Origin of the sequence: Anabaena sp. CS-542/02, from assembly GCF_028331085.1 — a bacterium.
In the GTDB taxonomy this organism is placed as follows: domain Bacteria; phylum Cyanobacteriota; class Cyanobacteriia; order Cyanobacteriales; family Nostocaceae; genus Anabaenopsis; species Anabaenopsis arnoldii.
The window spans coordinates 1-19753 of the sequence record NZ_JAQMTM010000143.1 but is presented as its reverse complement, the minus strand read 5'-3'; the positions used below and the strand labels follow the sequence as shown (position 1 = coordinate 19753).

Genomic DNA, 19753 nt, shown 5'->3' with positions numbered 1-19753 from the left:
CCCCTCTTCATCTGTGTTCATCTGTGTTCATCTGTGGACAATTCCGAAACATCCATCCACCGACGAGTACCAAAAAAACGACAAGAATCAGCCGAAATTGTCGCAGATACTGCCAGCGCATCCATAAAACTGCCCTCTAAAATATAATGACAGAAAGCACCGTGAAAAATATCTCCCGCTCCCAGCGTATCAACAGATGGAACCTGAGGGACATCCACAACACCCATTCCAGTAGAACATAAATATGTAATGGGTTTCTCCCCGTGAGTAATAGCAATGTAGGGAATATTAAATTTACTCAGGTAAGTCAACACCTCAGCCTCGGTGTTGGAGTCAGGGGGATAGAAATTAGCCGAACACAGGGCATAATCAACAAAAGGTAAAACTTCCTCAAATCCTGGTTTCCAACTACCACCATCAATGACTACTGGGATATTTTCAGCTTTAGCCATTGCCGCTATGCTTAGACCGACGGCCATTTGATGCCCATCAATTAATACAATATCAATATCTTGTAAAATATTTGCTGGGATAGATCCACTATTAGCTTGAGTTTTGGCTGCATTGAGAGAAATTACAGCTCTTTCACCTGTGCTTTGGGTGATAATAATGGAAGATACAGGTGGTGCTGTAGTCATACTAGGCTGAAGATCAGCGATCGCCACTTGATACTTTGCCAAATCTCCCCGAATCAGTTGGGTCATGGGATGACAACCCAGCACCCCCAAAACTTGAGTTTGATTACCTAAATAACTAAAGGTGACAGCTGCATTGGTAGCCGGTCCACCAGCTGCTAAAGTATAGTCAGTAGCGACAATTTTCTGATTATTTCTAGGGGTAGAATCAGCGAGGTAAATTAAATCCAAAGTCATTAAACCCACAAATAAACCCCGGTGGGATCTGAGATTATTCATGTGTGTCACCTAACGCTAATTTTTTTTTTACTCATGCAGACTGAACCCAAACCAGGAACACTTTACATTGTTGCTACACCCATTGGCAACCTGGAAGATATGACTTTTCGGGGGGTGCGCATTTTGCAAACAGTAAATTTAATCGCAGCTGAAGACACTCGCCACACTGGGAAACTATTACAGCATTTTCAAATTAAAACCCCTCAAATAAGTTACCATGAACACAATCGCCAAAGCCGTATCCCGGAATTATTAGAGTATATGGCAAATGGCCAGGCCATAGCTCTGGTGAGTGATGCGGGAATGCCGGGCATTTCTGATCCTGGTTATGAACTGGTGATAGCTTGTATTGATGCAGGAATAACAGTCGTGCCAATTCCAGGGGCCAGTGCGGTGATTACCGCTTTAAGTGCAGCTGGGCTACCTACAGATAGATTTGTGTTTGAAGGCTTTCTTCCAGCTAAAGCAGCAAAACGGCGGGAGTATTTAGAGTCTCTTCAGACGGAATCCCGCACCCTAATTTTCTATGAATCTCCCTATCGGTTGCAAGAAAGTTTACAAGACTTGGCAACAGTTTGGGGTGGCGATCGCCAGATTGTGCTGGCACGGGAGTTAACTAAATTATACGAAGAATTTTGGCGGGGAACCATTGCCGAAGCTATCGCCCATTACAGCCAGCGTGAACCCCAAGGCGAATATACCCTAGTTTTGGCCGGAAATCCCCCCGTCCATCCCCAATTAACAGAGGAACAACTCAAAGCTGAATTACTTCAGATCATGACTCAGGGAATATCGCGATCGCAAGCTAGCCGGCAATTAGCAAAAATTACCTCTCTTCCTCGCCGTCAGCTGTATCAACTAGCCCTTTCTCTGGGCAATGATAACGAGCAATGATCATACCATAGATTTGGTGATTTAACAACTGTATATTCAGTGTAATTACAATTAATTAACTCAAATACAAATTTAATAAATTGCCCCTAATGCCGACTGTACCTTGGGATGTTTGCCTGAGTTTGAGGCTAAAATTGCAGTGGAAAGTATTGATTATGAGGATGCGGTAAGAATGACCCAAGTCGTTCTAGGAGAAAACGAAGGTATTGATTCAGCTTTGCGTCGGTTTAAACGTCAGGTGTCTAAAGCTGGTATATTAGCTGATGTCAAGTTTCATCGCCACTTTGAAACACCTCTAGAAAAGCGCAAACGTAAGGCGGTATCAGCTAGACGTAAGCGAAGGTTTTAATAAACCTATTTAGGCTTGACCTAACATCAGCAATAATACATTGCCTTAATTATTACATAAAATTTTTGGATATACCCCACCACATCTCAGAGGTGAGGGTATATTATTTTCACGGAGTTTATGGATAGACTGGGATATTGTGGCTATTACAACGATTCATGGCCTTTTCTACTCCCTGTTTCAGGCTAAATTCTACACACTCAACCACAAACTGAAGCACAAGAGATATCAGTTGACTTTCATCTGCAGAAAACTTGCCTAAAACATGAGAGATTGATTCAGACTTATCGCTATTACTACCATCATTGGGTTTACCAATGCCGATGCGTAAACGCGGGAAGTTTTGGGTGTTAAGGTGGGAAATTGTACTCTTCATCCCATTGTGTCCCCCGGCCGAACCAGACAAGCGCAAACGAGTTTTACCCAAAGGTAAATCCATATCGTCATAAATCACCAGCACAGACTCAGGAGGTAATTTATACCAACTAGTCACAGCTTGAATGGACTGTCCAGAGCGATTCATATAAGTTAAAGGTTTGAGTAAGCGGACTTTACCCCTACCCGGGGCTATTCCCTCGCCATACTCACCCTGAAACTTGCGATTTTCCCCTAAAGGAATTTGCCAAGCACGAGACAGTGCATCTATAGCAGCAAAGCCAACATTATGGCGTGTTTGGTCGTACTTAGGCTCAGGATTTCCCAACCCGACAATTAGTTGGGGAATCACCAGAGATGGTTTCGTAACACTTTCTGTCATTATGCCTTAAATCAATTTTTTGGCTAGTCCTTCCCTAACTGATTGGGGAGGAACCGGCCGCATCCTGTTCAGATTTAGTGGCTTCGAGTTGCTTGGGTTCGATTTGTGCGGAAGTTTTCACAGCCTGTTCTATTTGTTCAGCTTCCCGTTTAAACTCGTTTTGAAACTCACTAGAAGCTTCTTGAAAACCCCGCACTGCTTTACCGAGACTACGACCAATTTCTGGTAACTTCTTGGGACCAAAAATCAACAAAGCCACTACCATAATGAGACCCATTTCCGGCAGACCGATACCAAATATATTCACGCCCTTTCTCCTATAAATAGACAATGCGGTCAAGTGAGGCTGGGGAGAATCGAAATCAAAACTCTCCTTATGTATATCATGCTGACTTATTTAAGGCTAACGTTTTTGGTATAAAACCAAAAAAAAACCCGGACAAGCCGGGTACAGGTGCGCTGTATTGACTTAGCCGCCCAAAGAGCGCCAATCAACCATTACGTCCTGAATCAACAGAGACTTGTTGTAAACTTGCAAAATAATCAGCAGAAACACGAAAAATAGGAGCATAAAAACACCCATTAAAGGCGTAGTCCCCCAACCAGGGGCAACTTTACCGTACTCAGAATTTAAAGGTTTGAGTATATCTCCCAACCTAGTGCGTTGTGCCATAGTTCACCTAAGATTCAGTTACCAAAGCTTTTTTTCATCTTCTGTAATATTCTACTATTACCATGAAGCGTCCGAGTCATAACTTGCCATGGGGAAAATAATTTTAGTGACAGCGAAACAAATGTTAAAATAAACAGTGCCGACTCAGGCCAAATTTAACCATAATAGCACTCATAATTAATCCTTCATTTATGGACACCGCAACAATTGTTAGTATTTCCGTTGGCGCTGCCTTAGTTGCCATCACGGGTTATGCCATTTACATTTCCTTCGGTCCTCCTAGTAAGCAGTTAGCAGACCCCTTTGAAGACCACGAAGACTAGAGTGAGGGAACAGTGCGCAGGCTGTTCACTGTTCACTGTTCACTGTTCACCTCAAAACTGGCAATTTTCCAAGGTTCTATGATTGAGTGTTGCGGCTGGGATGATTTCGCTTCTAACAAATCTACAGCATTTCCCAAACTTAGCCCTAAACGACTCTGTAAACTTAACTGCGCTGTGTCTCCCTGACATTCATAACACCGGAGGATGAATTGCTGGGGGTTGTCCTCAGAGGGCTTGAAGGCCATTAAGATTAAATTGGCTGCGGATAAATTGAGGAAACTGACACTTTCACCGGGTGAGGGTGTAGCATCCTGAGTAGTGGGGGGATTGATAACTACTTGTAAGGGAATATTCAACTCATACCCACGGTGAACTGTCTGGGCTGTTTCCCAACTACCGACGTGGGGATATAGGGCGTAGGTAAATTTATGTAGTCCTCTGTCTGTTTTTGGGTCAGGCCAGTTGGGACTGCGTAGCAGGGTAAGACGTAATTGATTGGTTTTACCATCGTAACCATATTTACAGTCATTAAGCAAGCTGACACCATAAATATTTACATTATTTACATTATTTACATTTACCTGAGTTTCCCCAGTTAAATCAGCCCAACGCAAGGCGGGAACCTCCCATTTAGCCTGTTCTGCGGGTGTTTGGGGGTGAGTAGGGCGACGAATGACACCGCAGGGAATTTCATAAGTTGCAAAATCAGCTTCTACATTTACAGGAAAGGCTGCTTTTACCATTACCTGATTTTCTTGCCAATTAACGGTGCTGGCAATTTTTAGCAATGGCGAACCAGCTTGTAAAATATAATCTTGGCAAAATTCCGATTTACCTAATTGACGCACCACCCGGACACGACTTTGTACTAGGCCTTGGTCTAACCATTCTAAAGATTTTAGTTGTGTGGGTGGTAGGGGATGTTGGGCATAATTGGGGTCAATATTCCAAGCATCCCAATATTGTCCGCTATCTTTAAAGGCTTGTAGTTGATTACCGGCTCCATTTAGAATTTCTCGTTGATGCATTTTATCAAATACACTAGATAAATCTCCGGTGTCGGGATTAATTATCACCCGCAGAAATTCATTTTCTAAAGTCCAGTCGGGGGTGTTGGGGTGTTGGGGTGTTAGGGATGTGGGGGAAAGCCAAAAAATGCGGTAACCTACGGGGGGAATTTCAGGAGCTAGAAACAGCAGTTTTCTGTCTGCTGATATTTGAGAAGTAATTGGCTGTCCTGAAAGGTTGTAGACTTGCCATTGTGGGTGAGATTCAGGTAGTGTGACACAGACAACCTCAGAACGTTGCCAATTGAGAGCATTGAATATAAATATCGGTTGTGATTCGGGATGTGGGGGAGGGGGTAGAATGGTTTGGCAGGCGATCGCTAATAAAGATTCTTGTAATATCTTTGTTCCTACTGTTTCTACTTGCTGCCATTCTGGGAGTGCATCTTGATAAACTTGGGTAATGGAGGAACCAGGTAAAATATCGTGAAACTGGTTAAATAAAACTTGTTTCCAAGCCCTTTCGATGTCAAGGGGATAGGTCACCCCACAGCTAAGGGAGGCTAAAGTAGCAAATAATTCCGCTTGGTATAATAAATCTTCACAACGTCTATTGTACCGTTTTTGGTCTGCATGGGTAGTGTAGCAACCGCGATGAAATTCTAAATATAGTTCGTCATTCCAAGTAGGTAGGAAATTGCTAGATTGCTCCTGGATTTGCTGTAAATACTTTTCTGAGGTGGTAAACTCTAAATCTGGGAAAACATCAGACCTTTGCCAGCGTTGGGCAGTTTCTAGCATATCACGGGTAGGACCGCCGCCATGGTCACCCACACCGGGAAGCCACAGGGACTGTTTAAAACCGGTTTTGCTTTGCCATTCATCAGCGTATGTTGCCATTTGTACCGGGTCAATACCTTGACCGATAAGTGCGGACATCATACTAAAGATTTGACTACCATCAGGCGATCGCCACCAAAAAGCGTCATAATCAAATTGGCTAGTATCATTCCAGCGTAACTTTTGAGTTACAAAAAACTCAACACCAGCATTTACTAGAAACTGGGGTAAAGTCGCACAAAAACCAAAAGTATCCGGTAACCAAGCTACCGGGGACAACTTACCAAACTTAGCTTGGATATAACGCTGACCATACAACAGCTGACGTACAATAGACTCACCGGAAATCAAATTTAATTCCGGTTCCACCCACAAACCCCCCACAACCTCCCAGCGTCCAGCTGCTACCTGGGCTTGAATTTGCCTAAACAAATCTGGGCGATGTTCCTCTACCCAAGCATAAAGGGCTGGGGTAGAATGACAAAAAATCAACTCTGGAAAATCAGCCTGTAACCGCAAAACCGACTCAAAAGTATTTTGCGCCGCTTTCCAAGTGTCCCTCACAGGCCAAAGCCATGCTAAATCTAAATGAGCATGACCTAATAAATAGATTTTAGGATTTAAACTGCTGATAAACCCTGCTAAATGCCCATAAACTTCCCGTAACTCCTCTAGGGGCAAGTGTGGGCATAATGTGCCTTTTGTTACCGTTGCCAATTCTTCAGCCAAAGTAACCAACCGTTCCGGCGCTAACTTTGTTAAACACAGCTGTACCACCGCCAACTCATCAGCCATAAAACCCGGATCTGGATGATCATGATCATTAGACTCATAAATTAGATGCGATCGCACCAAAGCACCATCATCATGTCCCGGACTGACTAAACGTATAGTCACAACAAATTCATCCCCAGCCTTCACCCCTTGACTTAGCAGCACCCTGGGGGAACAATCAAATAAATCTCCCTGTAGCACTAACTCCCCATTCACATAAATCTCAGCCACATCGGCCCACCACACCAAAGCCAAGCGTAAAGACAAACCCGCTACAGAATAACCCTGTAACTTTTCGGGAACTACAAACTTTTGCAGCAACCACAGCACCTTTTTACCCCTTGTCCAAGCAATATGGGCTTTAGCATTGAGATTTACAGGGTTCCCATCTGAGAGTTTAGATATATCAATTTCAGTAATCTGACAGTCACATTCCCAACCTACCCAACCTGACTGGACATTTACCTGAGAATAAGAGCGCAGTTGCTCAATAGTTGCCAAAATAAATTCAGTGTGAGATTTTGACATGGGGAGGGTCATATTTTCGATAAAATCAGGTTAACTACATATATTATTCTTGGGGGGGGAGTCTCACCACTCAACAAGACTCAAAAAAAGCAAATCACCATTATTTATTATGTCTGGTTCTCTGGGTCGTTATCAAAGTAGACTACTAAATTTTGTCCACCTGCAAACTCGGCGGTTGACACAAAAGTGGGATCACACCTTCCGACATTTGCAAGTTGCAAGTAAGTGGAGTCTGGAAATATTGCTTTACCCCCTCTACCAATTATTTCATCCCACAGAATTAGCAAATAAAACTTTAGAGGCTAAATCACCACCCAGACTGAAGTTACAACCGCAAGAGCCTAAATCTGACGCACCCATTGAACGAGTCTTAGCAGCAGTGAGAAGTTTACCTTCTGACTCTGAATCTGCACCTGTGAGATTTTTCCGGTTTTTCCGGTCGGAACTTGGGCGTTATCTCCCTACCCCACCCATAAAATTTTCTGATGGCGATAGCGTGGCGTTACCTATAAATGAACGTAACATATGGCTAGGGAATGGTAGTAGGAGGATAACCACCCCACCCTATCAGGTTATTCTGGGAATTGCTACACACTTGGTAAGTCGTAATTTGGTAATTGTTACTACTGAGAATAAAATTTTAGATATTCTCACACCTGACCAACAAGCAAAATTAGCCGCCAGGATAATCTTTGAATTAGAAAATTCTCAACAACCAGGGCAGTTACCTGAAAACCAACCACAGAGTCAATTAATTAGCAAGATTAAAAAATCTATTTTAGCAACAATTACCGGCATAAGTAAAGCAAATATACCAGCGTTGCCGGAAGGTAGACCAAATAATTCATTTCTAACTAATAAATTAATCGCCTGGTTGGATACATCTGTGGCTAAATGGGAAACCAAGGCTTTGTTACCTATACAAAAGCGCAGCCAAGAGATGGTCGCAATTGCTCAAACTGAGCTAAAAATATTGATTTATGGCAAACCAGAGGATATAGCAGTCAATGCTGATAGTTTAGAAACTAATAAACTGAATATTAGGGATTTAATTGCAGCTGCAATTAATTACTTTTTTGGGGAAAATAAACATAAAAAACTGGAAAAATCACCGGAAAAAATCCTGGCAAAATACCCTGGTTCAGAAGATTTAGTCGGAGATTCCTGGTTAGATTTCCATGATTTGTTTAGTAATGATCCGACAGTGATCTCCCCAAGTTGGTCTGATATTCAGATCCATACCAAATCTCCTTGGTTGCAAAGGTCTGTAAAAACCTCTCCAGGGGTTAATTCCCCAGCTACAACTGACAATCAGTACCATAACCGGGAATTTGCGCCAGACTGGATAGAAGTTCCCGCAACTTTTATTGGTTATGACAAGCACCCTTTAGAGAAACTACTAGAGTGGCTAGATAAAATTATACTATGGATTGAGGAAATCATTGTTAAAGTTTTGCAGTCTTTACAAAACTTATGGCGCGGGGAGTGATCTTCTCCTGAACTACCAGAACATATGATTGAGAAAATGACGCAAAATCTTAATTCCTTTTGGTTCTACATAGTCAGTGGGTAACAGACTCAGTAAAGCGTTTTGTAAGGTTTCTAATGCTGTATCTACTTCCTGACGCTTGATTCTAGAAGTTTGGTCAAAATATAATGGTTCCCCGAAGCGCACAGTTAACTTTTTGCCTAAATACAGGTCTTGTGTACCAATTATTACGACTGGTACTATAGGTACACCAGCCCGCAAAGCATAAATTACTGTTCCTCGCTTCAGAGGATGTAACTGACCCTCTATGTTTCCTAAGCGTCCTTCGGGAAATACAACTAGTCCGTTACCACGGGATAACAAACCCTGGACAATGCGGTTGATTTTTCGCAGGGTGGGGATATCCTCCCCAGTGGGTACATTCTCCTCAATTGCTTGAGCTAGTTCTAAAAGGTCTTGTCGTTGGTGCTTGCTTGCTTCTATGACTGCGACTTCTTCTTTCCAGATACGTTCTAAAGGAATGACACCACCCACAAAGCCCAATATAAAACGCTTCCACCACTTATTATAAAGAGTCCGAGCATCACCCAGGACATAGTAGTGGGGATGGGTGGGGAGTTCCCCGAGCAGTAGTAAGGGGTCGATATGGTGGAGATGGTTCGCTGCGAGGATAGCTGGTTTTTCCGGTATTCTCTCAAGGTTTTCCACCCGTACGCGAAACAAAGTATGGATGAAAGTTCGTAATACGCAACGACGCACCAGCGCATGAACTCTAGTTTCTGGATGTCCTTGACTAATAACTTCCAGACCCTGAAGAACTTCTTTGATTATATCCCGTACAGCGCGATCGCTGGCAGCAGCTACACCTTCTTTTACCCGCTCAATCGTTGCGGGGGTTAAATCAGCTGAGTCTTGCACAAAATACTTGTTAGTAGGAATTTTAATAAAACCCTCTTTGAATTCATGAATAGATCATAATTCTTGATATTCAAATAAAAGTTAACCTCCCGATTTAATTACTATTGATATCAGGGGAAAAATAGACTACTGAGCATTGGGAGTTTTTTACCACTAACACAGGTGTTCCCTTGACTGCTCCATGAGTGAGAGTACAAATTTTATACAGGTTTTCACAATCAAAAATAGCTAAAACTAGCTCTTGACCGGTGAGATATGGAAATGGTAAAGGTCTACCCACTTCAGATTCCATCTTGACACCGTTCTCAACCCAGCTTAACTTCCAAATCCGCTTTTGAGTAATTGGAGCTTGGGCGAATTGAGCAATCTTGTGATAAACATCCTCGGCTCTGGTATGGTCATTAGCAGCGGGAATAAAAAATTTCATGGGTTTTCCTCAGCATCAGTTAATTTCAGCTACCAAGGTAACCTACTTCCATCCCAAGAGAAAAATTGGCCGCTGTCGCCTTCTTCCAGTTGTGAAATCACTTGTAATAGTTGCTGAACCGTGCGTTCTACAGAGAATAACTTGTCTTTGGTGACATTTGTTTGAAACGGACGGGATAGACTTGTATCTGTTGTCCCAGGATGTAAAGTAACTAATAGTGTTTTAGGGGAACTTCTCCCATACTCAATTGCTGCTGTCCGCATAAACATATTCAGTGCGGTTTTAGAAGCACGATAACCATACCAACCACCCAGTTCGTTGTCGCCAATACTAGCTAATTTAGCAGAAATACTCGCAAAAACGCTGGGTTCAGGATGGCGGAATAAGGGTAACAGGTGTTTAGCCAGTAGAATAGAACCAATACTATTAACTTGGAAGTAGCGCAGTAAATTTTCTGAATTAATTTGTCTTAAACTTTTTTCAGGTTGTAAGGTGTCGTCGTGTAATATTCCGACACAGTTAATTACTAAGTGTAACCGGTTGACTTCGGCTTTGATGTGTTGGATAACTGCGACAATTTGGGACTCTTGGGTAATATCCATAGATAAACAAGTCAATTTATCAGGATATTGGTTTTGTAAAGCGATTAATTCCCCTGCTGTTTCTCTTTGACGATAGGTTGCATAAATTTTTTTGATTCTACTATCTTCCAATAAATTTTTCACAAAACCTAAACCTATCCCCTGACTAGCACCAACAATTAAGGCATTAGCAGCATTAAGATAATTTCCAAAAGCCATTTATTTCATCTTGATGAATGGAGGATTAACATAAGGTATTTTACACCATCTGTGTTTATCGTTGGTAACTTTCTCAGGATTATCTGGGATTAAATCTGTAGGGTAAAAGGGGGTAATCTACCCACACCATAAGATTTACTTACCAATACAGAATTTACTAAAAATTCTATCCAATACAGATTCTGTAACTTGCTCTCCGGTAATTTCTCCTAATGCTTGAATTGCGCCTCGTAAGTCGATTGTCCAGAAATCTAGGGGTAATTGTGCAGCTATTGTCATTTGCACTTGTTCTAAAGATATTTTGGCTTTAGTTAAAGCTGCGGCTTGTCGTTGGTTGATCGCTAAATCTAAATTAGCAGCTTGTATTTTTCCGGTTTGAACTATCTTTAAAATTGCTGTTTCTAAAGCATCAATTCCTTGATTTTTAGCCGCTGCTGTGGTAACAATTTCCTCAAGATTGTCAGGATAGTTACTAGATACAATAGATGTAGTTTCTAGTAAGTCAATTTTATTAACCACTAAAATCAAGGGACGGTCTTTTACTTGTTGGTAAATTTCCTCATCATTCTCAGTCCATCCTGCAGCAGCATCAATGGTGAATAATACCAAATCAGCAGCACTAGCTGCACGACGCGATCGCTCAACGCCAATTTTTTCTACTTGGTCTACGGTTTCCCTAATTCCAGCTGTATCCAGGACTTGTACAGGTATCCCCCCCACCACAAGCTGGGACTCCACTACATCCCTGGTAGTACCTGGTAAATCAGTGACAATAGCGCGATCGCTCTGACTCCAAGCATTTAATAAGCTGGACTTACCCACATTTGGTCGTCCCACAATCGCCACTTTTAAACCTGTTCGCAGCAGTTCACCTTGATCTTTAGTGGCTAATAATTTACTAATTTCGGCAGCAATTTGATTAATCTGTGATATGATGCCTTTATCATCCAGAGGGGGTAGGTCTTCCTCAAAGTCAATCCGGGCTTCAATTTCTGCGAGAATATCTAAACAGTCAGCGCGTAACTGTCGGATGGGATGAGCCAATTTTCCCTGTAAACCAGCTAAAGCAGTTTGAGCAGCTTGGGGCGATCGCGCTCCCACTAAATCGGCTATACTTTCGGCTTGGGTTAAATCTAGTCGTCCATTTAAAAAAGCCCGGAGAGTAAATTCTCCTGGGTGAGCCAGTCTAGCACCCTGTTCTAAACACAGTTGTAAGACTTGCTGCACTGTAATCATACCACCATGACAATGAAATTCTACCACATCCTCGCGAGTATAAGAACGGGGTGCTGTCATGATTAATAACAAAGCTTCATCTACTAATTGTTGGGTCTGGGGATGACGAATATAACCGTAAAGAATGCGGTGACTCTCCCAAACCTGACCCCCAGGAGCGTAAAATAGGGTTTGAGCGATCGCCATTGCTTGGGAACCAGATACCCGTACAATAGTAACGCTACCTTGTTGGGGAACCACAGCCGTAGCGATGGCGGCGATGGTTCCAGTAATAGCTAAGAGTTCCGACATAAGCGCCCTTTTTAGCAAAAAATTGTATATATATATATGCTCTTAGAGTAGCAAGAGTTTTAGATCATATATTTTCACTAGAGAGGAATTGACTATGGAACAAAAAATCAATTGTGCCGAAGCCTGCGTTAACGGCTGCGTTTTAGGGGATAATTGCCCCAATATCGAATTTAGAGAAGCCACAAGCAAATTTATTCAAGAAACTTCCCTAGACCAAATGCTGGCGATCGCAGAAGAACGCCTGCGCAAGAAAATCATGGAACCACCTCAATGGGTTTTTCCTGATAGCGATAGCTGAGGGTAAATCATAGATTCCGCAATTAAGCCTGTGGGTAGAGATGTGATTACGTGCGTCTCTACCAATATTTTTACCGTGTTTGAAATATATTTTGTACCATTTTTTTATCTGTGCTGGCTGCAGCTTGATCTAATGCGGTAATTTCGCCAGAGTCTAACCGCCATCCTAAAGCACCAATATTCTCCTGTGCTTGTTCCACACTTTTCGCACCGGGGATGGGAATGGTTCCCTTACAAATACACCAGTTAATTGCTACTTGAGACATAGTTTTATTTCTAGATTTTGCCACTTCCCGCAAACATTCCACCAGCGATCGCACTCCTGGTAATAGTTGTCTGAATAATAAACCCCGGATACCAGGGGGTAAATTCCCAGTTTCTGTATATTTTCCAGTTAATATCCCCAATGCTAAAGGACTATAGGCGATTAATTTTATCCCCAATTCATCACAAACATCTTTGAGACCTAATTCCGTCACCGGATAGGTAGATAGTAAAGAATACTGGACTTGTAAAGTCTTAATGGGAACGCCCCGCGCCGCAAATTTTTTATAGACAAATTGTAAACGTTTTGGTCCATAATTAGATAAGCCCACCCCCTTAACTAATCCTTGTGCGTATAAATCAGCTAAACCATCTAACAAACCTGATTCTTGCCAAGGTGCATAATTAGCTGTAGACCAGTGCATCTGCACTAAATCAACATTTTTACCCAAGCGTTGAGCCGATGACTGACAAGCTTTGACCATTGATTGAGCTGTCCATCTCCAAGGATAAGCCGCCAACTTGGTCGCAATGCAGATATGATCTTGATTTGCACCTTGATATTCTTTGGTAAATCGTCCCAGGAGTGACTCACTGCGTCCGTTTAATCTTCCAGTTCCGTAGGAATCACCTGTATCAAACAAAGTTACACCACTGCTCACACACAGGTTAAACACAGCTTGTAACTGTGCATCCATGCTTTGATTATATCCCCAGAGTAGTTGATTACCCCATGCCCAAGTACCGCAACCCATCAGGGGGAGAGATAGTTTTTCGCTGCTGTGCATATTGACTGTTTCTAAACTTCTATGGCTATCACAATTCATTATGGAGGAGAACACCGAAAAGGCGATCGATTGATTATCTTGTGTCGCCTGTGTACTGAGTTTTTTATGGTTTAGGTCACGGTATGCTATCAAATAGTAACCCTAGATACGAAAAATATTTATCTAATATCTATCTTTAGATAGATGACATTAGTCTTTTTAATGGCTATAAGTATAAGGCGGGCTTCAAAATAAAATATATGTATGATAAAAATTTACATATACTAGTAAGCCTACAAGCGAATTTAAGTCAAACAAATTCTTGGAGTAATCCAACTACCGAGGAGCACTCGGAAAGTTAACGCGCTTAGGAGAGAACCACCTCTGGGTTAAGTACCGCAAGGTGTCTAATCTAATTGCACTCGTTGAACCAAGAATCTCTGCGGATTCAGCCCGGAGAGTGTCAATAAACCGTGATTGATTAGCCTTTAAAGAAATCCCCGTATGAAATTTGGAATTGACATAGGACACAACTGCCCTCCCCGTGATACTGGTGCAGTAGGTATAAAAAGAGAGGATGTCCTAACTAAAGATGTAGGCACTCGCCTGATGCAAAAATTAACTGCATTGGGTCACAGTGTGATCAATTGCACTCCTAGTACCGCCACCTCATCAAGTGATTCTCTTCGTCAACGAGTTAATAAAGCTAACGCCAATCAAGTAGACATCTTTGTGTCTATACATTTCAACGCGTTTTCCCCTACAAATGCTCCCAGAGGTTCAGAAGTTTTCGCCATTAGCAATGCTTCTCAAGCTATTGCTCGCCGAGTGCTCAATGAAATTGTCAAACTAGGATTTAAGGACAGAGGAGTTAAAAGCAAACCCGCTTTTTTTGTCATCAGGAATACTTCCATGCCGGCGATTCTAGTAGAATGTTGCTTTATTGATTCTAAAGCCGATATGGATCTGTTTGATGCCGAAAAAATGGCCGAAGCGATCAAAGTTGGCTTAGTGGGTAAAGATGCTCCTCCACCTCCCCCAGAGGATACCAGTTTACCTGGTACGTTAATCATTAAACAGCCAACCATCCTCAAACCTTCTACAGATCAATCCTCAGACTTACTCCCAGAAACTTTAGAAAATATTGTTCCGGGGGAATATCCCTTTTTAGATGCTCGTTTGGAAGAAAGACATTATTGGGTCAAATGGCCAGACGACAGTATCAAGGGACGAGATGAACATTTTATCTTTGAAGAACACGCGGAATTAAAAGCCTAAAATTGTCTTATATTTGGGGTAGACAGAAAGCTACCCCAAAAACAGTTTATACGCCAGATTCTGGCTTTCATCCCAATAACGATAACCAAGGGTATCTAAAAATGCTTGCCATTCCTGCATTTCCTGGGGAGGTACTTGCATTCCTACCACAATTCGCCCGTAATCTGCCCCATTGTTACGGTAGTGGAACATACTAATGTTCCAGTTAGGACTCATAGAACCGACAAATTTCATTAAAGCGCCGGGACGTTCGGGAAATTCAAACCGGTAGAGTAATTCATTATGAGCTAGGGGAGAATGTCCACCCACCATGTGGCGCAGGTGTAATTTTGTCAGTTCATCATCGGTTAAGTCAATGGTTTTAAAACCATAAGTTTCAAAGGTTTCTACCATTTTGACTGCATCAGCACGGTTTTGGATTTGTACACCGACAAAAATATGGGCTTCTTGTTCGTCGGCTATGCGATAATTAAATTCAGTCAGATTGCGATCGCCTATACATTGACAAAATTTCCGCAGACTACCCTGTTCTTCGGGAATAGCTACTGCAAAAATAGCCTCACGACGTTCGCCAAATTCGGCGCGTTCCGCCACAAACCGCAGACGGTCAAAGTTCATATTAGCACCGCAAGCTACAGCAATCAAGGTTTTTCCCTGAATTTGTTCTCGTTCAGCGTAAGCTTTAGCAGCTGCGATCGCTAATGCACCCGCCGGCTCTAAAATTGAACGTGTATCCTCAAACACATCTTTAATCGCCGCACAGGTATCATCTGTATCTACTAAAATAACTTCATCTACGTAATTCTGACATAAACGAAAAGTTTCTTCACCCACTTCTCGTACCGCCACCCCATCAGCAAATAAACCCACCTGGGGTAAACGTACACGATGTCCCGCCTTCAGCGATTGTGACATAGCGTCAGCATCCACAGGTTCAACACCGATGATTTTAATTTCCGGACGCAATCGTTTAACATAAGCTGCAATTCCCGAAATCAAACCACCGCCACCAATAGCCACAAAAATTGCATGGATGGGTTGCTGGTATTGCCGTAAAATCTCCATCCCAATTGTCCCCTGTCCAGCAATCACTTCAGGATCATCAAAGGGATGAATAAAAGTCAATCCTTTTTCTGCCTCCAACTCACGAGCATAAGCGTAGGCATCATCATAGGTATTACCATATAATACCACCTCTCCCCCCCTAGCTTTCACCGCATCTATTTTAACTTGGGGGGTAGTCACCGGCATGACAATAATTGCTCGCGCACCTAACCGACTAGCAGCCAAAGCCACACCCTGAGCATGATTACCCGCAGATGCGGCAATTACACCTTGATCTAGCCGTTCTGGTGCCAGATTTACCATCTTGTTATAAGCACCCCGCAGCTTAAAAGAAAACACTGACTGCATATCTTCCCGCTTCAGCAAGAGATTATTATTCAGTCGTTTTGAGAGATTTGGGGCATATTCCAGGGGGGTTTCCTGGGCAACATCATACACACGAGCAGTCAGAATTTGTACCAGGTAATCGCAATACATGGGGCTTATAGATGCGGTGACTTGAAGATAGATTCTTAATTTTACCTTTACTTGTGTACCTAGGTGGCAGAAAACTCTGAGGTTTAATACCAATTCTCTATGAAGCGGATAGCCTAGTCATCTATCCCAGTCAACTGTCAACCGTCAACCGTCAACAATCATGGGAGTTATAATCAAATCAACCTATACTTAAACTTTTATGACTAAATGGTTTAACACTGCTGGCCCTTGTCAACCAGATATACACTATACCCTACCCACCAGTGAACGCTTACCAGAGTTAAAACGCCTGATTGCGCAGCGCAATTACTTTGTCATCCATGCACCCAGACAAACCGGTAAAACTACTGCCATGCTCACCCTAGCACAGGAATTAACAGCCAGTGGTAAGTACACCGCCGTCATGGTATCTGTAGAGGTGGGGGCGGCTTTTCCAGATAAACCAGATATTGCCGAATTAGCCATTTTAGACGCTTGGCGGGGCGCTATTAGTTACAGGCTACCCAATGAATTACAACCCCCTAAATGGCCTGATGCTCCTGTAGGGCGACGGATTGGAGCAGCATTAGAATCATGGGCAAAGGTTTCATCCCTTCCTTTAGTGGTGTTTATTGATGAAATCGATGCTTTAGCTAATGAAACCTTAATTGCTATATTACGACAAATTCGCGATGGTTATCCCAATCGTCCCCAAGGTTTCCCCCAATGTGTGGCGTTAATCGGGATGCGGGATGTACGTGATTATAAGGTAGCCTCTAGTGGTAGTGATAGGTTAAATACCTCTAGCCCTTTTAATATCAAGGTAGAGTCTATAACCTTAAGTAATTTTACTTTAGAAGATGTCAAAAGTCTATACGAACAACATACTCAAGCCACAGGGCAAATCTTTACCCCCGCAGCCATTCACCACGCCTATGATTTAACCCAGGGTCAACCTTGGTTAGTTAATGCGATCGCCCGTCAAGTTACAGAGTATTTAGCAGAAGATGTGAATATTCCCATCACAGTAGATTTAATCAATCAAGCCAAGGATATACTAATTCAAAGGCAAGACACCCATCTAGATAGTCTGGCCGAGCGACTGCGAGAAGATAGGGTAAAAGCAATTATTCAACCCATGTTAGCCGGTGACGAGTTAGGCAATGTTCCTGATGATGATTTACGCTATGTCCTAGATTTAGGTTTATGTAACCGGGATAGAGGTGGTGGAATTGAAATTGCTAATCCTATTTACAGAGAAGTTTTTCCTAAAACTTTAGCCAATGTCACAATTGCTTCCTTAACATCTGTTAAACCCACCTGGTTAACACCTACTGGTAAACTCGATGCAATAGCATTGTTAGAGTCATTTCTAGACTTTTGGCGACAACACGGGGAACCATTATTTAAAAGTACCCCTTACCCAGAAATAGCCCCTCATTTAGTATTAATGGCATTTTTACACCGTGTCGTCAATGGTGGTGGTAGCTTAGAGCGGGAATACGCCACTGGCTCCGGGAGGATGGATATATGTTTAAGGTATGGGGATGTAGTCTTAGGGATGGAATTAAAGGTATGGAAACAGGGTAAACCAGACCCCTTACCCCAAGGATTGATACAATTAGATAAGTATTTATCAGGACTCAATCTAAATACAGGATGGTTAGTAATATTTGACCGCCGCCCTGATTTACCCCCCATTAGCGATCGCACTACCACCGAAATAGCCGTGAGTCCTCAAGGTAGAAATATTACAGTTATTCGGGGGTAGGTTTGGATTTGTTGACTGTTGAGGGTCAACCGTCAACAGTTAACACCCAGTCGGATTTATCCGACTTTAGCTATTAGACAGGGGTTTCTAACCCCTGGCTCCCCGTGGTCGTAGCTCTTAAACCCTGACCCCTCAACAGTCAACCGTCAACCGTCAACCGTGAACCGTCAACCGTCAACAGTTACTTATTTACCCCAGCAACTCAGAGATAAAAGCATTAATTTCGGCTCCTGTGTTTCTCGGTCCTGTGAGTTCACTGGTAAATAGATTAAAGGTAGTTTGCAGAATGGCATTGACATTAGAGTTATTCTTCAGTAACAACCCTTGGTTAATTAAGAAAATATCCCCCCCTGTGACTTGACCATTACTATCAACGTCAAAGGCTAATCTGTTCACCCCATTAGTAATCGCATTCCTCAAAGCAGCACCGGTGGTATTTGTAGCTCCCACGGTTTCAGTGCTAAACAGATTAAAAGAACTTTGTAAAATCGCATCCACATTCGGATTATTCCGTAACAGCAGATATTGGCTAATAAACAATAAATCAGCACCTGTTACCCTACCGTTACCGTCAATATCCGCAGCAAGTCCACTGACTGTGACCGAAGGTACTCCTAAGACATCCACACCAGGGTTACCACTGCTAGCAGCAAAGTTAACTCTACTTTCCCCATCAAAACCAGCTGTGGTGGTAAAGGGAATATTCACAAAGACGCTATCACTGTTAGTAGACTCAAGAGGGCTGATAGTCAGAATCAATTCCTTATCAGTGTTAGGGTCATTATCAGCATCTGCTGTGTCATCAATGATGGTTTTGCTAACTATAGTCCCCACAGAACTAGACAGATTAACATCCCCAGTGTTAATATTCAGTTCAGAACTATCAAAGTAAATTGAAAATCCGGCAAAAGATATCTGAGAATCGTTAAAGTTATCAAGACGATAGTTTAAGGTGATATCTCCCCTTCCTGGTGTAACCTTGTTGCTTTCAGGGTTAATCACCAGTTGAGGGGGATTTGTTAAATCATCATCGAGAATTGTCCCCGCAGCAGTAGCAGTGGTAATGGTGGCGTTGCTGGGGTTGGATAGGGTAACAGTAAAGGTTTCATTTGGTTCTGCTACGGTATCACCACTGACATTGACTGTAATTTCTTGAGATGTTTCCCCTGCAGCAAAGGTGACAGTACCCGTGGGAAGATTTCCCCCAAAGTCGGCGGCGTTGGCGGGGTTGAATTCTGTACCTGTTACCGCCCAGTTAGCAGTGCTGATTATATTAGTATTTCCTGTGCGGGTAACTGTGAAGGTCAAGGGGGTGGTTCCCGTGTTACCTTCTAACCTGATGGCGTTGGTGGGGGTGATGTCTAGGCTCGCATCATCATTGAGGATTGTCCCGGTAGCAGTACCTGTGGTAATAGTGGCGTTGCTGGGGTTGGATAGGGTAACGGTAAAGGTTTCGTCCGGTTCTACTACCCTATCACCACTGACATTGACTGTAATTTCTTGAGATGTTTCGCCCGCTGCAAAGGTGACTCTACCTGTGGGGAGAGTTCCGCCAAAGTCGGCGGCGTTAGGGGGGTTGGTTCCTGTATATGTAACCGTCCAGTTAGCATTGCTGGTAACATTAGTGTTCCCTAT

General features: G+C 42.8%; 19 protein-coding genes. 7 read left to right on the top strand and 12 right to left on the bottom strand.

Annotated features, from left to right (window positions below):
* Positions 1 to 17: 17 nt before the first annotated feature.
* Positions 18 to 914, bottom strand: a complete 897-nt coding sequence (locus PN447_RS15030; protein WP_271763834.1) for a sugar kinase — start codon at positions 912 to 914, stop codon at positions 18 to 20.
* 33 nt (positions 915 to 947) lie between these two features.
* Between PN447_RS15030 and rsmI the strand changes: the two genes are divergently transcribed.
* Positions 948 to 1808 carry a 16S rRNA (cytidine(1402)-2'-O)-methyltransferase gene (gene rsmI, locus PN447_RS15025; protein ID WP_271763833.1) on the top strand — a complete coding sequence of 287 codons (861 nt, stop codon included), beginning with the start codon at positions 948 to 950 and terminating at the stop codon, positions 1806 to 1808.
* 172 nt (positions 1809 to 1980) lie between these two features.
* On the top strand, positions 1981 to 2157 hold the full coding sequence (gene rpsU / locus PN447_RS15020; protein ID WP_200990068.1) for a 30S ribosomal protein S21: 177 nt from the start codon (positions 1981 to 1983) through the stop codon (positions 2155 to 2157).
* Positions 2158 to 2275: 118 nt separating this feature from the next.
* On the opposite strand, the gene pth is transcribed toward rpsU, so the two are convergent.
* From pth to psbH, 3 genes are all read right to left on the bottom strand, one after another.
* Positions 2276 to 2914 carry an aminoacyl-tRNA hydrolase gene (pth, locus tag PN447_RS15015; protein WP_271763832.1) on the bottom strand — a complete coding sequence of 213 codons (639 nt, stop codon included), beginning with the start codon at positions 2912 to 2914 and terminating at the stop codon, positions 2276 to 2278.
* A gap of 34 nt (positions 2915 to 2948) precedes the next feature.
* Positions 2949 to 3221, bottom strand: coding sequence for a TatA/E family twin arginine-targeting protein translocase (locus tag PN447_RS15010; RefSeq protein ID WP_271732655.1), 273 nt, complete (start codon positions 3219 to 3221; stop codon positions 2949 to 2951).
* A gap of 162 nt (positions 3222 to 3383) precedes the next feature.
* Positions 3384 to 3587, bottom strand: a complete 204-nt coding sequence (psbH, locus tag PN447_RS15005; RefSeq protein ID WP_200988973.1) for a photosystem II reaction center phosphoprotein PsbH — start codon at positions 3585 to 3587, stop codon at positions 3384 to 3386.
* A 191-nt stretch (positions 3588 to 3778) separates the two neighbouring features.
* Here psbH and psbN point away from each other — a divergent pair, with 191 nt between their 5' ends.
* On the top strand, positions 3779 to 3910 hold the full coding sequence (gene psbN / locus PN447_RS15000; protein ID WP_200988972.1) for a photosystem II reaction center protein PsbN: 132 nt from the start codon (positions 3779 to 3781) through the stop codon (positions 3908 to 3910).
* Between the two features lie 32 nt (positions 3911 to 3942).
* Here the strand turns inward: psbN and PN447_RS14995 are convergent, their stop codons facing one another.
* Positions 3943 to 7071, bottom strand: coding sequence for an alpha-mannosidase (locus PN447_RS14995; protein WP_271763831.1), 3129 nt, complete (start codon positions 7069 to 7071; stop codon positions 3943 to 3945).
* A gap of 97 nt (positions 7072 to 7168) precedes the next feature.
* Between PN447_RS14995 and PN447_RS14990 the strand changes: the two genes are divergently transcribed.
* Complete coding sequence (locus PN447_RS14990) at positions 7169 to 8548, top strand: hypothetical protein (RefSeq protein WP_271763829.1); 1380 nt, start codon at positions 7169 to 7171, stop codon at positions 8546 to 8548.
* A gap of 12 nt (positions 8549 to 8560) precedes the next feature.
* Here PN447_RS14990 and PN447_RS14985 read toward each other — a convergent pair whose 3' ends face one another.
* The 4 genes from PN447_RS14985 to mnmE form a co-directional block, all read right to left on the bottom strand.
* Positions 8561 to 9466 carry a lysophospholipid acyltransferase family protein gene (locus PN447_RS14985; RefSeq protein ID WP_271763828.1) on the bottom strand — a complete coding sequence of 302 codons (906 nt, stop codon included), beginning with the start codon at positions 9464 to 9466 and terminating at the stop codon, positions 8561 to 8563.
* Between the two features lie 94 nt (positions 9467 to 9560).
* Positions 9561 to 9893, bottom strand: a complete 333-nt coding sequence (locus PN447_RS14980) for a hypothetical protein (RefSeq protein ID WP_271763827.1) — start codon at positions 9891 to 9893, stop codon at positions 9561 to 9563.
* A 29-nt stretch (positions 9894 to 9922) separates the two neighbouring features.
* A complete protein-coding gene (locus tag PN447_RS14975; protein ID WP_271763826.1) occupies positions 9923 to 10693 on the bottom strand; it encodes an SDR family NAD(P)-dependent oxidoreductase in 771 nt (256 codons plus the stop codon).
* 135 nt (positions 10694 to 10828) lie between these two features.
* Positions 10829 to 12220, bottom strand: coding sequence for a tRNA uridine-5-carboxymethylaminomethyl(34) synthesis GTPase MnmE (gene mnmE, locus PN447_RS14970; RefSeq protein ID WP_271763825.1), 1392 nt, complete (start codon positions 12218 to 12220; stop codon positions 10829 to 10831).
* A 94-nt stretch (positions 12221 to 12314) separates the two neighbouring features.
* Here mnmE and PN447_RS14965 point away from each other — a divergent pair, with 94 nt between their 5' ends.
* Entirely contained in the window at positions 12315 to 12518 is a 204-nt protein-coding gene (locus PN447_RS14965; protein ID WP_200988967.1) for a hypothetical protein, read from the top strand.
* Positions 12519 to 12588: 70 nt separating this feature from the next.
* Here PN447_RS14965 and PN447_RS14960 read toward each other — a convergent pair whose 3' ends face one another.
* Complete coding sequence (locus PN447_RS14960) at positions 12589 to 13569, bottom strand: aldo/keto reductase (protein ID WP_271763860.1); 981 nt, start codon at positions 13567 to 13569, stop codon at positions 12589 to 12591.
* 483 nt (positions 13570 to 14052) lie between these two features.
* Here PN447_RS14960 and PN447_RS14955 point away from each other — a divergent pair, with 483 nt between their 5' ends.
* Positions 14053 to 14826, top strand: a complete 774-nt coding sequence (locus tag PN447_RS14955) for an N-acetylmuramoyl-L-alanine amidase (RefSeq protein WP_271763824.1) — start codon at positions 14053 to 14055, stop codon at positions 14824 to 14826.
* 30 nt (positions 14827 to 14856) lie between these two features.
* On the opposite strand, the gene ilvA is transcribed toward PN447_RS14955, so the two are convergent.
* The gene (gene ilvA / locus PN447_RS14950; protein WP_271763859.1) at positions 14857 to 16377 is read right to left on the bottom strand and encodes a threonine ammonia-lyase, biosynthetic; all 1521 of its coding nucleotides are present in this window, start codon (positions 16375 to 16377) and stop codon (positions 14857 to 14859) included.
* A 190-nt stretch (positions 16378 to 16567) separates the two neighbouring features.
* On the opposite strand from ilvA, the gene PN447_RS14945 reads away from it, so the two are divergent.
* A complete protein-coding gene (locus PN447_RS14945; RefSeq protein ID WP_271763823.1) occupies positions 16568 to 18118 on the top strand; it encodes an ATP-binding protein in 1551 nt (516 codons plus the stop codon).
* Between the two features lie 189 nt (positions 18119 to 18307).
* On the opposite strand, the gene PN447_RS14940 is transcribed toward PN447_RS14945, so the two are convergent.
* A partial coding sequence (locus PN447_RS14940; RefSeq protein ID WP_271763822.1) for a Calx-beta domain-containing protein occupies positions 18308 to 19753 on the bottom strand: 1446 nt, incomplete at its 5' end.

What these genes read in the sequence shown, in the direction of transcription:
- PN447_RS14980 (WP_271763827.1), bottom strand. Translation starts at nt 9,893, where the DNA reads ATGAAATTTTTTATTCCCGCTGCTAATGACCATACCAGAGCCGAGGAT.
- PN447_RS15030 (WP_271763834.1), bottom strand. Translation starts at nt 914, where the DNA reads ATGAATAATCTCAGATCCCACCGGGGTTTATTTGTGGGTTTAATGACT.
- PN447_RS14955 (WP_271763824.1), top strand. Translation starts at nt 14,053, where the DNA reads ATGAAATTTGGAATTGACATAGGACACAACTGCCCTCCCCGTGATACT.
- PN447_RS14995 (WP_271763831.1), bottom strand. Translation starts at nt 7,071, where the DNA reads ATGACCCTCCCCATGTCAAAATCTCACACTGAATTTATTTTGGCAACT.
- PN447_RS14945 (WP_271763823.1), top strand. Translation starts at nt 16,568, where the DNA reads ATGACTAAATGGTTTAACACTGCTGGCCCTTGTCAACCAGATATACAC.
- psbH (WP_200988973.1), bottom strand. Translation starts at nt 3,587, where the DNA reads ATGGCACAACGCACTAGGTTGGGAGATATACTCAAACCTTTAAATTCT.
- PN447_RS14960 (WP_271763860.1), bottom strand. Translation starts at nt 13,569, where the DNA reads ATGCACAGCAGCGAAAAACTATCTCTCCCCCTGATGGGTTGCGGTACT.
- PN447_RS14975 (WP_271763826.1), bottom strand. Translation starts at nt 10,693, where the DNA reads ATGGCTTTTGGAAATTATCTTAATGCTGCTAATGCCTTAATTGTTGGT.
- PN447_RS14990 (WP_271763829.1), top strand. Translation starts at nt 7,169, where the DNA reads ATGTCTGGTTCTCTGGGTCGTTATCAAAGTAGACTACTAAATTTTGTC.
- rsmI (WP_271763833.1), top strand. Translation starts at nt 948, where the DNA reads ATGCAGACTGAACCCAAACCAGGAACACTTTACATTGTTGCTACACCC.
- PN447_RS14965 (WP_200988967.1), top strand. Translation starts at nt 12,315, where the DNA reads ATGGAACAAAAAATCAATTGTGCCGAAGCCTGCGTTAACGGCTGCGTT.
- mnmE (WP_271763825.1), bottom strand. Translation starts at nt 12,220, where the DNA reads ATGTCGGAACTCTTAGCTATTACTGGAACCATCGCCGCCATCGCTACG.
- rpsU (WP_200990068.1), top strand. Translation starts at nt 1,981, where the DNA reads ATGACCCAAGTCGTTCTAGGAGAAAACGAAGGTATTGATTCAGCTTTG.
- psbN (WP_200988972.1), top strand. Translation starts at nt 3,779, where the DNA reads ATGGACACCGCAACAATTGTTAGTATTTCCGTTGGCGCTGCCTTAGTT.
- pth (WP_271763832.1), bottom strand. Translation starts at nt 2,914, where the DNA reads ATGACAGAAAGTGTTACGAAACCATCTCTGGTGATTCCCCAACTAATT.